Here is a 12,314-nt window from a genome sequence, read left to right on the forward strand (position 1 = left end):
ATGAATGCTTCGATCAAACTCCTCGACCTCGAGCCGGCCGAGGACGACCTGCTGGGCGACGTGCTCGCCGGATTGGCCGCGACGCCCAAGCGCCTGCCGTCGAAGTATTTCTACGATGCGGTCGGCTCGCGGCTGTTCGAGCGCATCTGCGAACAACCCGAGTACTACCTCACGCGCACCGAGCTTGAGATCATGCGCGACCACGCCGAGGACATGGCGCAGGCGCTCGGCCCGGGCGTGCGCCTGGTCGAGTACGGGTCCGGCGCCGGGCTCAAGACGCGCCAGCTGCTCAAGGTCCTGCAGGCGCCGGTGGCCTACGTGCCGGTCGAGATCTCCCGCAGCGCATTGCTGGCCAGCGTCGGCCGCCTGGCCGAGGAGTTCCCGGGCATCGAGATGCTGCCGGTGTGCGCGGACTTCACCCAGCGCGTGGCGCTGCCCGAGCCCGGGCGTCCGCCACGGCGCACGGTGGTCTATTTCCCCGGGTCGACGTTGGGCAACTTCGAGAACGCGGTCGCGGTGAAGCTGCTGGCGCAGATGCGCGCGCTCGTCGGGTCGGGCGGGGCGGTGCTGGTGGGCCTGGACCGCAAGAAGGATCCGGCGATGATCGAGGCGGCCTACAACGATGCCGCGGGGGTGACCGCGGAGTTCACGCTGAACCTGCTGGCGCGCCTGAACCGGGAGCTCGATGCCGACTTCGACCTGTCCAGGTTCCGCCACCAGGCTCGCTACGACGCCGTGAAGGGCCGCATCGAGACCCACATCACCAGCAGCTGCGCCCAGTCGGTGAGCGTGGGCGGGCAGCGGGTCGAGTTCGGCGAAGGCGAGGCGATGCTGGTCGAGTACAGCTGCAAGTACGACCAGGCCGACGTGGAACGCATGGCCGCGAGCGCCGGCCTGGTCGTCGAGCGCACGTGGACCGATCCGTCCGACTGGTTCAGCGTGCAGCTGCTGGCCCACGCGTGACCTCGCACGAACCCAAGCCGCATGCTCCGGCCTGCGAGCGCAATCGCGATCCGATCCTCGCGGTGCTGCAGGTGCATTTCGCCGACCGCGCGACGGTGCTCGAGATCGGCAGCGGTACCGGCCAGCACGCCGTGCATTTCGCCGCGGGCCTGCCGCACCTGGTCTGGCAGTGCTCCGACCGCGGCGAATACCTGCCCGGGGTGCGGGCCTGGCTGGCCGACGCCGGCCTGGCCAACACGCCGGAGCCGATCGAGCTCGACGTCGCACGCAGCCCGTGGCCGAGGCGCCGCTTCGATGCCGCCTTCAGCGCCAACACGCTGCACATCATGGGGTGGGACGAGGTGGAGGCGATGTTCGCCGGCCTCGACGACGTGCTCGATGCCGGCGCGACGCTGGTCGTGTACGGGCCGTTCATGCGCAACGGGGCCCACACGGCGGCCTCGAACGAGGCCTTCGATGCATCGCTGCGCGAGCGCGATCCGCGCATGGGCGTGCGCGCGCTGGAAGACGTCGATGGCCTGGCGGCCGGGATCGGGCTGCACCTGCATGCGGTCGTGGACATGCCGGCCAACAACCTGTGCGTGGTGTGGCACCGGCACCGGAAACAGGCCCATGGTGGCCACTGATCCCTGCCCGTGCGGCAGCAGCCGGGTCCTTGCGGAGTGCTGCGGCCCGCTCCACGCCGGCACCGCGGCACCCGACGCCGAGGCGCTGATGCGCTCGCGCTACAGCGCCTACGTACTCAAGGATCGCGATTACCTGCTCATGACCTGGCACCCGGACACCCGGCCGGAATCGCTGGAGCTCGAGGATCCGCCCGGGCAGCGTACCCGCTGGCTGGGCCTGTCGATCAGGCACCATCGGCACACCGGCGCCGACCTGGCGGAGGTCGAATTCATCGCCCGCTTCCGGGTGGGGGGCGCCCCGGCGGCGCGCATCCACGAACGCAGCCGCTTCCAGCGCCTGGGCGGGCGCTGGTACTACCTCGACGGTGAACACCACTGAGCCACGCCGCCCGGGTCCGGGCCGGCGTGGCTTTCGACGCGGCTCAGCCGCAGCGGACGCTGGCGGCGCGGCCCTGCTCGTCGAGCATCACGTTCAGGCGCGAGGCGTGGTACTCCATCGTCACCATCTCGTCGTGGCGGATGTAGCGGGCCACTTCGGCCCCGGCATCGGCGGCGGCGCGGTCCAGCAGCTCCTGGCTCGCTTCCTCGCCGATGATCCATTGCGCCTTGCTCTCATCACAGCCCATGCCGTTCTCCGCGTATTCGGGCATTCCGCCCAGGGCGGCCCCCTCCTGGCCGGCAGCCCCGGGGCGTGGCCGTTGCGAGGGCTCTGAATCCATCGTCGGTGGCGGCAGGGCACTTCCGGCCGGTGCCGGTGCCGCGGCCTCGGGCACCTCGTGGGGCAGGGTGTCCTCGCGGTCCGGGCTGCACCCGGCCAGGCCCATGGCCACCAGAACAAACAGCGTTGCGCGTACCATGCATCCCTCCTCCATGAATGACATCACCGGGCCAGCATCGCCGCGTCCCCGGAGCCTGTCCACCGTTGCGCGCCCGCGTGTTCAGGAAGCGGACACGCCCCCCGGCGCGGCGGCAGGCTGCCGCAGGGCGCTGCCGTGCGGGCCGGCTGGCCGGACCCCCTTGAAGCCGTGAGCGAATCCCCCACCCCCGACGAAACCGCCACCGCACCCGCGGGCCTGAGCGACGAGCACAAGGATGCTATCCGCGCCGCCTACGCGCGCCTGAAGGACGCGCTGCCGGGTTACCGCGTGCGCGCCAGCCAGGGGCGCATGATCGCCGCGGTGGCGCGTGCGTTCTCCCGGCCTGGCGGCGCGGCCGTCATCGAGGCGCCGACCGGCACCGGCAAGTCGATGGCCTACCTGATCCCCGGCCTGGTGCTGGCGCAGGCGCGCAAGAAACAGCTGGTCATCGCCACCGCCACCGTGGCGCTGCAACAGCAACTGGTGACGCGCGACATCCCGCAGTTCCTCGAGGTCGCCGGACTGGACGCCGAGGTGGTGCTGGCCAAGGGCCGCCAGCGCTACGCCTGCGTGCGCAACCTGCACGAACTCGGCCGTGGCGACGACTCGCCGCAGGAAGGCCTGGCGCTCGGCGAGCCGGCCGCGGTCGCGGCCTGGCCGCGACGGCCGCTGCCGGGCGAGGCCGAGGACGTGGCCGAACTGCTGCAGGCGATCAATACCGGGCAATGGGACGGCGACATCGACGCCCCGCCCCTGCCGATCCACGACGAGACGCGCTCGCTGATCACCACCAGCGCCGGCGGCTGCGCCAACCGGCGCTGTCCCTGGATCACCCAGTGCCCTTTCGTGCTGGCGCGCAACCAGCTGCGCGAGGCACGCATCATCGTCGCCAACCAGGACCTGGTGCTGGCCGACCTGCTGCTGGCCGGCAAGGGCGACGAGGACGCGACCGGCGGCGTGCTGCTGCCGGCACCGCCGGACTGCCTGTACGTGTTCGACGAGGCCCACCACCTCGCCGCCAAGGCGATCGATCGTGGCAGCGCCGAGCTGCACCTGTCCGATGCGCGGCGTCGCATTGCGCGGCTGCGCCAGCAGGTGGCGATGGCCTACGCGCTGGTCGACCGCGACCGCATCGGACGGCTTGAAGTCGACGCGATCGAGACGGTCTGCGCCGACTACGCCGACGACCTCGAGCACATCGACGAGGCGATCAACCTGGCCTGGGTGCCGGAGGCCGACGAGGACACGCCGACCTGGCGCGCGCCGCTGGGCGAACTGCCCGGGGACTGGCGCCTGCGGGCGACCGCGCTGCGCGAATCCAGCAGCGCGCTGGTGCGCTGGCTGATCGCCGCGACCAAGGCGGTGCTGGATGCGGCCGACACGCCGGGCGGCCAGCACGAACTGCTGGTGCGCGACTTCGGCCTGGCTCGCGAACGCATCGAGCGCCAGCACGCGCTGTGGTGGCTGTGGTCGACCGACGACCCCGAGGGCAGCCCGCCGACCGCGCGCTGGCTGGGCCTGTCGCGCGACGGCGGCCTGGTCTGCCACGCCTCGGCGGTGTCGGCCGCCGGGCTGTTGCGCAAGGTGCTGTGGCAGCAGGCCGGCGGCGTCGTGCTGACCTCGGCCACGCTCAGCGCCGGTGGCGATTTCCGCGCGCTGGCCGGACAGACCGGGCTGCCCGGGCACACCGAGCTGGTCAGCCTGCCCAGCCCGTTCGACCTGCCCGCGCAGGCGCGGCTGGAAGTGCCGGCGATGCGCGCGTTGCCCAACGACAACGACGCCCATGTCGCCGAGGTGGTCGAGTGGTTGTTGCAGGGCCTGGACTGGGAGGCGGGCAACCTGGTGCTGTTCACCTCGCGGCGCAAGCTCAAGGCCGCGCTGGAGCAGCTGCCGTCCTCGCGCCGCGCCCAGGTGCGCGCGCAGGGCCAGCAGTCCAAGCCGGCCCTGCTGGAGGGGCACCGCGCGGCGATCGAGGCGGGCGAGGGCAGCACGCTGTTCGGCCTGGCCAGTTTCGGCGAAGGCGTCGACCTGCCCGGCAAGCTGTGCGAGACGGTGGTCATCACCCAGCTGCCGTTCTCGGTGCCCACCGACCCGGTCGACGCGACCTATGCCGAATGGCTGGAGGCGAACGGACGCAATGCCTTCGTCGAGGTGTCCGTGCCCAATGCGACGCGCACGCTGATCCAGTACTGCGGCCGGCTGATCCGCAACGAGGACGACCGTGGCCGCATCGTCATCCTCGACCGGCGGCTGGTGGCCAAGCGCTATGGCGCCGGCATGATGCGCGCGCTGCCGCCGTTCCACCGGGTCATCGCCGCGGGCTGAGCGCGGGGCGGCTTCGCCTGGTCTTCAAGTGCGCGCTGCAATGCTGGCGTCCTGCTTCCAGGGGACAGCGATGCACACAGGACCGGTGGGCGATCTCGACGGCGATGCGAACGTGCTGGTCACCGGCGCCAGCCGCGGCATCGGCCTGGCGGCCGTGGGCCAGCTGCTGGACACCACCGGCGTCGGCACGGTGCTGGCGGTCGCGCGCCAGGCCAGCAGGAGCCCCGAACTCGTCGCGCTTGCCGGCCGCGATGCGCGCCTGCAGCTGCACGACGTCGACCTCGCCGATGCCGCGGCGATCGAGGCCTTCGGTCGCCAGGCCACCGCGTCGCTCGGGCAGCTGCACCTGTTGCTCAGTTGCGCCGGGATGCTGCATGCCGACGGGGTTCGACCGGAGAAATCGCTGTCCCAGGTCGGCATCGATGCACTGCAACGGGTGTTCGCGCTCAATGCCTTCGCCCCGATCCTGCTGGCCCGCGCGCTGCAGCCGGCGCTGCGCCACGCACGGCCCGCGGTCCTGGCCTCGATCTCCGCCCGCGTGGGTTCGATCGGCGACAACGCCCTGGGCGGCTGGTATGCCTATCGGGCCTCGAAGGCGGCGCAGAACCAGCTGTGGAAGACGCTGTCGGTGGAGATGCGCCGCATCAATCCGGCCGCCGCCTGCGTGCTGCTGCATCCCGGCACGGTCGATACCGCGCTGTCGGCACCGTTCAAGGCCGGGGTGCCCGAGGGCAAGCTGTTCACGCCCGACCGCGCGGCGCGCCAGCTGCTCGACATCGTTGCCGGGCTCGACGCCGGCGACAACGGCCGCTTCATCGCCTGGGACGGCACCGACATCCCCTGGTGAGGATCGGCCCGGCGAAGATCGGCCCGGCTCACTCCGGAGCCGGCTCGATGGCACCGGCCAACGGTGACGCGCCCCCACCCACTTCCAGGGTCTCCAGGTGGCGCGCCGCCTTGACCGCCTGGTCGAGGATGCGGCGCAGGAAGCTGGCCCGGTCGAGCACCCGCACCAGCGCGGCCGGGCCGATCTCGCCGCGGCCACCGGCGCGGAGCAGGTCGCCCTTGGTCTGCTGGTACAGCGTCTCGAAGGCCTCTGCGTTCGCAGCCAGGGCCTCCAGGTCGATCGGTTCCCCGGCCAGCGGTTCGCTGGCCAGCAGCACCCGGTGGCCGGCCTGGTGCAGGGCACCGAGCAGGGCCTGGTGCCGGTCGTCGATCTGCGGCGGCAGGGGTGCCCGGCCCAGTTCCTCGGCGCGCTCGGCCATGCCACGGTAGTACTGCGCCACGCGCACCACCGCCGGCAGCGCCGCGTCGACCACCGCATCGCCTGCGCCCGGCACGTTGCCGGCGTAGCCGATGACCGCCTCGCTGAGCTGGTCCAGCGTTCCACGCTCGCGCTGCAGCCGCTGGTCCTGGACCTCGCTGCTCAGCGCGTGGCGCGCCATGCGGTGGGCCATGCCGGCAATCCGGCGCAGTTCCATGTCCATCGCGTCGATCGCCAGGCGCGGGGTGCCGACCACGTGGCGGTCGAGGTGGCGGGGTTGTCCCTCGTCGGCCTCGCCGGCACCGAAGCGGCGTTCCAGCTGCGCCACCAGGCGCCCGGCCAGCGGCCACATCAACACCAGGCCCACCACGCGGTCATCGTGTGGAAGACCGCCAGGATCGTCGCCGGCTGGCTGGCGAAGCCCAATGCATCGGCCAGCCATTGCGAGCCCGCCAGGATCCATGGCAGCGCCGGCAGCGCGACCAGCGCGGTGACCAGGTTGAAGGCCACATGGGAAGCGGCGGCGCGCTTGGCCGCCGGCGTGGCGCCGAACACCGCGAACAGGGCCGTGGACGTGGTGCCGACCTTGGCCCCGATCACCATCGCGGCGGCCGCCGTTAGGGGCAGCACGCCGCCGGCCGCCGCAGTCAGCGTGACCGCCAGCGTGGCGCTGGAGGACTGCATCAGCACGGTCAGCACCGCACCGACCAGTGCGAACACCGCGATGCCGACCGCGCCGTCGCGCACCCAGCCGTCGATCTCGAACGTATCGCCCAGCCCGGCGAAGCTGTCCTTGAGCACGTCCAGGCCGAGGAAGAAGATGCCGAACCCGACCAGGGCCTGGCCCAGCGCGCTGCGGCGCCCCTTGCCGAGGATCCACAGGCCCATGCCGGCGGCGATGGCCGGCATCGCCAGCGCCTGCAGGTCGATGTTGAATCCGACCAGCGCCACGATCCACGAGGTCAGCGTGGTGCCGACGTTGGCGCCGAAGATCACCCACACCGCCTGGCCCAGGTTCAGCAGCCCGGCGTTGACGAAGCCGATCGTGGCGAAGATCACCGCGCTGGAGGACTGCACCAGCGAGGTGATCAGCACGCCGGAGCCGACGCCGCGCCACGAGCTTCGCGTCGCGGTGGCCAGCAGGCCGCGCAGCGCCGGGCCGGCGGCGACCTTGAGGCCGTCGCTCATCAGCCGCATGCCCAGCAGGAACAGGCCGATGCCACCGGCAAAGTTCAGCAGGCTGCCCAGGTCCATCCGGTCCCCCCGTCATGGGCCGTGCCGCGGCCCCCCGGCTGGCCCGGGTGAACGCCACCCGAACCATGGCGTGATCGTGACCCCTCCGGTCAGGGCGCGGCAAGCCGGCGTTGCTAGCATGGGGCTCCCCCAAGCTCCGGTGGTATCCATGGCGTCGACCGCGATCGAGAAAGCACTTCCGTTGGGCCTGGCCCTGGCCCTGGCGCTTGGGTCCCAGCTTCCCGGCCAGGCCCGGGCGCAGTCGGAGGCGCCGGCGGCCGAGGACGCCGTCGACCTCGCCGGTTTCCGCAGCTGCCTGCAGGGCCTGCGCAGCGATGCCGCCGGGCGCGGCGTGCAGCGCGCCACCTTCGACGAGCTCACCGCCGGGCTCGAGCCGGACATGAGCGTGATCGACCTGCTCAACCACCAGCCCGAGTTCCGCGCGCCGGTCTGGGACTACCTGGCCGGGCTGGTCGACGAGGAGCGCGTGCTCGCCGGACAGATGATGGCCCTGCGCCACGCCGGTCTGCTCGAGCGCATCGAGGCCGAGTACGGCGTGCCGCGCCACGTGGTGCTGTCGGTGTGGGGCGTGGAGAGCAACTACGGCCAGAATTACGGCAACCGACCCTTGCTGACCTCGCTGTCGACGCTGTCGTGCTTCGGCCGCCGGCAGCCGTTCTTCCGCGGCGAGTTCATGACCACGCTGCGCATCGTCCAGGACGGCCACATCGCCGCCGAGGACCTGGTCGGCTCCTGGGCCGGCGCGTTCGGCCACACCCAGTTCATGCCCTCGACCTTCCAGCGCATCGCGGTCGACTTCGACGGCGACGGCCGCCGCGACCTGATCGGCTCGGTGCCCGACGCGCTCGCCTCCACGGCGAACTACCTCAAGCAGTCCAACTGGCGCACCGGCGAGCCCTGGGGCTTCGAGGTGACCGTGCCGCGGGGCTTCAACGCCGACAGCGCCGAGCGCCGCAGCAAGCAGCCGGTGTCGACCTGGGCCGCGCGCGGCGTGCGCCGCGTCGATGGCAGTGCGCTGGAGGGTGCCGATGCGCCGGGTGCAAGGCAGGCGGCGATCATCCTGCCGGCCGGCGTCGACGGCCGGCCTTCATGACGTTCCGCAACTTCGACGCGATCTTCTCCTACAACCCCTCGGTGAACTACGCGCTGGCGATCGCGCTGCTGTCCGACCAGATTGCCGGTGGCCCCGGCATCCAGGCCGCGTGGCCGACCGACGACCCGCCGATCTCGCGCGTGCAGCGCCGCGAGCTGCAGCAGTTGCTGCTCGATCGCGGCCACGACATCGGCGCGGTGGACGGCATCATCGGCGCGCGCAGCCGCGAGGCGGTCAAGCTCGAGCAGGAGCGCCTGGGGCACGAGGTCAGTGGCCGGGCGGGGATGAAGATCCTCGATGCGCTGCGACTGGAGCCCGCCGCGGCCCATGAGGACCCTGCGATCGAGGAGGCGCCGGAGGGGCGTTCACCCGCCGGTGGCGCTGCCCACGGCAACTGAGGGCGGACTCGATCGTGCCGGATGTCACTCAGTGCCCCCGTTTCGATCCCCGGGTCGAAGCGGGGTCGCGTGATCCAGGCGTAGAGCGCGCCGGCCAGCAGGGCGCCGATCGCCATGACCAGCAGTCCGATGGGGCTGCGCGTCGAGGAAATCAGCGTCGGCATCGGGGCGAGCGAGTCGATGAGCCGGATCGCGACGGCCACGCCCACGCCCGCGCCCAGCGCGTGCAGCGTGTGGTGCACTTGCGGGGTCAGCCGGCTGAGCAGCCCGGCGATGGCGAACACCACCAGCAGCGTCGCCGCGACGATGGCCGCGTAGGCCGGTGCGAAGCCGACCAGGTCGCGTAGCGTGGCCGATACGCGCGTGCCCGTGTCGATTTCCACGCCCAGCCCGGCCAGGCGATGCAGCGTGTGCTGGGTCTGGAAGACCGATCCCCAGACCGTGGCGAACGCCACCGCGGCCACGTAGGCGCCCAGCAGGCATAGCCAGGATGCTCGCTTCATCGCAGATCCTTCCTCGCTCGGGACGAGGGGCCTGCTTCCCCGGCGGGCCCCGCGGCACAGGGTCGGGGAAAACGAGCCGCCATGCAACGCGGGCCCACGCACGCACGGCCTGCTATCGTGGGCGCCGGTGACCGCCGAGGAGCCCGCATGAGCCGTTGGACCGCCTGCCTGCTTGCCACCCTCGTGCTGGGCGTGGCCATCCCAGCCACCGCCGCGGCTGGCGGGTACCGCGTACAGACGCTGGCCGAGGGGCTCGATCATCCCTGGTCGATCGCGTTCCTGCCCGACGGGCGCATGCTGGTCACCGAGCGTGCCGGCCGGCTGCGCATCCTGGGGCCCGAGGGCCTGCGCGAGGCACCCGTCGAAGGGGTCCCGGAAGCCTTCGTCTCCGGACAGGCCGGCCTGTTCGAAGTGGCGCTCGACCCCGACTTCGCCCGGAACCAGTACATCTACCTGTCCCTGGCCACCGGCCACGCCCGCAGCAACCACGCCACGCTGGTGCGCGGACGCTGGGCCGGGGACCGCCTCGAGGACGTGCAGACCCTGTTCACCGCCTGGCCCGGGAAGACCGGCGACGCCCACTATGGCGGGCGCATCGCGTTCCTGGCCGATGGCACCCTGGTCATGGGACTGGGCGATGGCTTCGACTATCGCGAGGACGCCCAGCGGCTCGACAGCCACATCGGCACCCTGGTCCGCATCCATACCGACGGCAGCGTGCCCGACGACAATCCCTTCGTCGGCCGCAGCGGTGCGTTGCCCGAGATCTACAGCTACGGCCACCGCAACGTCCAGGGCCTGGTGTACGACGCGAGCAACAACCGCCTGTGGTCGCATGAGCACGGTCCACGAGGTGGCGACGAAATCAACCTGGTGCGTGCCGGCCACAACTACGGCTGGCCGTTGCTGACCGATGGCGTGGACTACAACGGCGCGTTGATCACGCCGTTCGCCGAGTTCGATGGCATGACCGGCCCGAACTGGGTGTGGACACCGTCGATCGCGCCATCGGGCATGGCGCTCTACACCGGTGACCTGTTCCCGGAGTGGCGCGGCAGCCTGTTCGTGTCGGCGCTCGCGGCGAAGAAGGTGGTGCGGGTGATGCTGGCCGGCGGTCGCCCGGTGTCCGAAGAGGCCCTTTTCACCGAGCTCGTGAACGCATCCGCGACGTCCGCATGGGCCCGGATGGCGCGCTCTACCTCCTCACCGATGCATCCGACGGCCGGGTCCTGCGGGTGCTTCCGGCCGAGTGACGCAGCAGCCAGGCCGTATCGCGGGCGAAGGATGCAAGCAGCAGCAGCAACGCGATAGCGACGGCGATGGCCGCCAGCCAGGACGGAACGATCGGCCCGAGCGCCACGCACAGCGCGATGCCCTGGACCACGCAGACCACGCGCCGGGCCAGGCTGGGCGGCAGGTCGGCGCGCAGGGCCGGCCACACGCGGCCGGCGGCCACGAAGGCGTAGCGCATCGCGCCGATCGCCAGGACCCACGGGCCGAGCTTGCCCGACAGCACCACGGCCAGGCTGAGCACCAGCAACACGGCGGCGTCGGTCTCCATGTCGAAGCGGGCGCCGAAACGGCTTTGCTGCCCCAGTCGCCGGGCCAGCGCGCCGTCGACGCCGTCCAGCGACAGGGCCAGCGTGGCGACCGCGATCATCGTCCACTGCGCCGCGGCCGACGTCGCCGCCCCGAGCGCCAGCATCGCCAGCACGCAGCCCAATGTGGCGCGGACCAGCGTGACCCGGTTGGCTGCGCCCAGGCGCGCACCCCGGCCTTCCCCGCTGGGCGCCCGTGCCGCTACCAAAACCGCGACCAGCACATAGGCTGCGGCACCCGCCGCCAGCGCCGGAACATCCAGTGGCAGGGCCGCTGCCAGCGCCCAGCCCGCCGCGGCCAGTGCGAGCGCCCCCCAGGCCAGGTCCGCGACGGGCGCGGGGCCGGGTACGTGGCGCAGCTTGACTGCCGCGCGCTGGCGCGTTGTGCTCATTTCACGACACTAGCGCAGACGGGTGTCTAAGGTGCATGAGCACCCCCAACCAGGGAGAGGTCCCATCGACCAGGCACGCGCACTGTGGATCAGCCGACCCGGCCACGCCGTGATCGAGCGCCAGGCCCTGCCTGCGGTCGGCGCGGGCCAGGCCCGGGTGCGAGCGCTCTACTCCGGCATCAGCCGCGGCACCGAAGCGCTGGTGTTCCAGGGCCAGGTGCCACCGGGCCAGTACCAGGCGATGCGGGCGCCGTTCCAGGAAGGGGACTTCCCCGGCCCGGTGAAGTACGGCTACAGCAGCGTCGGCATCGTCGAGCAGGGTCCGGCCTCGCTGGAAGGGCGCGTCGTGTTCTGCCTGCATCCCCACCAGGACCGTTACGTGGTCCCGGCCGATGCACTGCGGCCGCTCCCCGAGGGCGTGCCCGCGGAACGCGCGGTGCTGGCCGCGAACATGGAGACCGCGATCAACGCGTGCTGGGACGCCGCACCGCGGGTCGGCGACCGGATCGCCGTGATCGGCGCCGGCGTGGTCGGTGCACTGGTGGCCTGGCTGCTCGCTCGCCACCCCGGCGTGGCCGTGCAGCTCATCGACATCAATCCCGACCGGTCCGGGCTGGCCGCGGCATTGGGCGTGGCCTTCGCCGCGCCCGCGCAGGCCCGCGGCGGATGCGACCTGGTCATCCACGCCAGTGCCAGCGAGGCGGGCCTGCAGCAGGCCCTGCAGCTGGCCGGCGAGGAGGCCGAGGTGATCGAGCTGAGCTGGTTCGGCCAGCGCACCGCCACGCTGGCACTGGGCGAGGACTTCCACTCGCGGCGCCTGCACCTGCGCAGCAGCCAGGTCGGTGCGGTCGCGCCGGCGCGGCGCCGTCGCTGGAGCCATGCGCGGCGGCTCGACCTGGCCCTGGACCTGCTGCGCGCCGCCGAACTCGACGCGCTGATCGATGCCGAGTCGGCGTTCGACGACCTGCCGCGCACGCTCGCGGCGCTGGCCGCCGCGAGCGGTGGTCTGTGCCATCGCGTGCGCTACCCGAAATGACCCGA

At 72.0% G+C, this 12,314-nt stretch carries 12 protein-coding genes and 2 pseudogenes; 10 read left to right on the plus strand and 4 right to left on the minus strand.

Translation table 11 applies throughout. The features are described 5' to 3' along the window. Genes egtD through FU658_RS11300 form a run of 3 tightly spaced genes read left to right on the plus strand, consistent with a single transcriptional unit; the run spans position 1 to position 1,968 of the window. Positions 1-963, plus strand: a complete 963-nt coding sequence (gene egtD, locus FU658_RS11290; protein WP_255505565.1) for an L-histidine N(alpha)-methyltransferase — start codon at positions 1-3, stop codon at positions 961-963. Then, entirely contained in the window at positions 960-1,589 is a 630-nt protein-coding gene (locus tag FU658_RS11295; protein ID WP_147892184.1) for a DUF938 domain-containing protein, read from the plus strand. Before egtD ends, FU658_RS11295 begins: the two co-directional genes overlap by 4 nt. Next, positions 1,576-1,968, plus strand: a complete 393-nt coding sequence (locus FU658_RS11300; protein WP_147892185.1) for a YchJ family protein — start codon at positions 1,576-1,578, stop codon at positions 1,966-1,968. Before FU658_RS11295 ends, FU658_RS11300 begins: the two co-directional genes overlap by 14 nt. 43 nt (positions 1,969-2,011) lie before the next feature. On the opposite strand, the gene FU658_RS11305 is transcribed toward FU658_RS11300, so the two are convergent. Then, positions 2,012-2,446 (minus strand): I78 family peptidase inhibitor, encoded by a 435-nt coding sequence (locus FU658_RS11305; protein ID WP_187266076.1) that lies wholly within the window; start codon positions 2,444-2,446, stop codon positions 2,012-2,014. Positions 2,447-2,614: 168 nt separating this feature from the next. Here FU658_RS11305 and dinG point away from each other — a divergent pair, with 168 nt between their 5' ends. Together dinG and FU658_RS11315 are read left to right on the plus strand one after the other, a co-directional pair. Next, the gene (dinG, locus tag FU658_RS11310; RefSeq protein WP_147892187.1) at positions 2,615-4,771 is read left to right on the plus strand and encodes an ATP-dependent DNA helicase DinG; all 2,157 of its coding nucleotides are present in this window, start codon (positions 2,615-2,617) and stop codon (positions 4,769-4,771) included. Positions 4,772-4,841: 70 nt separating this feature from the next. Next, positions 4,842-5,618 (plus strand): SDR family NAD(P)-dependent oxidoreductase, encoded by a 777-nt coding sequence (locus FU658_RS11315; protein WP_147892188.1) that lies wholly within the window; start codon positions 4,842-4,844, stop codon positions 5,616-5,618. 28 nt (positions 5,619-5,646) lie between these two features. On the opposite strand, the gene FU658_RS11320 is transcribed toward FU658_RS11315, so the two are convergent. Continuing rightward, positions 5,647-6,405 (minus strand): Na/Pi cotransporter family protein, encoded by a 759-nt coding sequence (locus FU658_RS11320; protein WP_147892189.1) that lies wholly within the window; start codon positions 6,403-6,405, stop codon positions 5,647-5,649. Beyond that, positions 6,387-7,289: a Na/Pi cotransporter family protein gene (locus tag FU658_RS11325; RefSeq protein ID WP_147892190.1), complete on the minus strand. Its 903-nt coding sequence runs from the start codon at positions 7,287-7,289 to the stop codon at positions 6,387-6,389. The genes FU658_RS11320 and FU658_RS11325 overlap by 19 nt, the downstream gene beginning before the upstream one ends. 148 nt (positions 7,290-7,437) lie before the next feature. Here FU658_RS11325 and FU658_RS11330 point away from each other — a divergent pair. The 4 genes and pseudogenes from FU658_RS11330 to FU658_RS11340 all read left to right on the plus strand — a co-directional run. Next, positions 7,438-8,399 (plus strand): annotated as a pseudogene (locus FU658_RS11330) (lytic murein transglycosylase); the annotation flags it as partial. After that, the gene (locus FU658_RS14830) at positions 8,379-8,780 is read left to right on the plus strand and encodes a peptidoglycan-binding domain-containing protein (protein ID WP_222708441.1); all 402 of its coding nucleotides are present in this window, start codon (positions 8,379-8,381) and stop codon (positions 8,778-8,780) included. The pseudogene FU658_RS11330 and the gene FU658_RS14830, both read left to right, overlap by 21 nt. Before the next feature lie 114 nt (positions 8,781-8,894). Then, positions 8,895-9,098: a hypothetical protein gene (locus tag FU658_RS11335; RefSeq protein ID WP_147892191.1), complete on the plus strand. Its 204-nt coding sequence runs from the start codon at positions 8,895-8,897 to the stop codon at positions 9,096-9,098. Between the two features lie 479 nt (positions 9,099-9,577). Continuing rightward, positions 9,578-10,536 (plus strand): annotated as a pseudogene (locus FU658_RS11340) (PQQ-dependent sugar dehydrogenase). On the opposite strand, the gene FU658_RS11345 reads toward FU658_RS11340, so the two are convergent. After that, entirely contained in the window at positions 10,479-11,273 is a 795-nt protein-coding gene (locus FU658_RS11345; RefSeq protein ID WP_147892192.1) for a CDP-alcohol phosphatidyltransferase family protein, read from the minus strand. The pseudogene FU658_RS11340 and the gene FU658_RS11345 sit on opposite strands and share 58 nt — an antisense overlap. Before the next feature lie 31 nt (positions 11,274-11,304). On the opposite strand from FU658_RS11345, the gene FU658_RS11350 reads away from it, so the two are divergent. Next, positions 11,305-12,309 carry a zinc-dependent alcohol dehydrogenase gene (locus FU658_RS11350; RefSeq protein ID WP_222708435.1) on the plus strand — a complete coding sequence of 335 codons (1,005 nt, stop codon included), beginning with the start codon at positions 11,305-11,307 and terminating at the stop codon, positions 12,307-12,309. Positions 12,310-12,314: the final 5 nt, after the last annotated feature.

This window comes from Alkalisalibacterium limincola, from assembly GCF_008017755.1.
In the GTDB taxonomy this organism is placed as follows: Bacteria; Pseudomonadota; Gammaproteobacteria; order Xanthomonadales; family Xanthomonadaceae; genus Alkalisalibacterium; species Alkalisalibacterium limincola.

Coding starts and splice junctions, on each gene's coding strand:
- egtD (WP_255505565.1), top strand. CDS start 1: ATGAATGCTTCGATCAAACTCCTCGACCTCGAGCCGGCCGAGGACGAC.
- FU658_RS11300 (WP_147892185.1), top strand. CDS start 1,576: ATGGTGGCCACTGATCCCTGCCCGTGCGGCAGCAGCCGGGTCCTTGCG.
- FU658_RS11305 (WP_187266076.1), bottom strand. CDS start 2,446: ATGGTACGCGCAACGCTGTTTGTTCTGGTGGCCATGGGCCTGGCCGGG.
- FU658_RS11315 (WP_147892188.1), top strand. CDS start 4,842: ATGCACACAGGACCGGTGGGCGATCTCGACGGCGATGCGAACGTGCTG.
- FU658_RS11325 (WP_147892190.1), bottom strand. CDS start 7,289: ATGGACCTGGGCAGCCTGCTGAACTTTGCCGGTGGCATCGGCCTGTTC.
- FU658_RS14830 (WP_222708441.1), top strand. CDS start 8,379: ATGACGTTCCGCAACTTCGACGCGATCTTCTCCTACAACCCCTCGGTG.
- FU658_RS11335 (WP_147892191.1), top strand. CDS start 8,895: ATGACCAGCAGTCCGATGGGGCTGCGCGTCGAGGAAATCAGCGTCGGC.
- FU658_RS11345 (WP_147892192.1), bottom strand. CDS start 11,273: ATGAGCACAACGCGCCAGCGCGCGGCAGTCAAGCTGCGCCACGTACCC.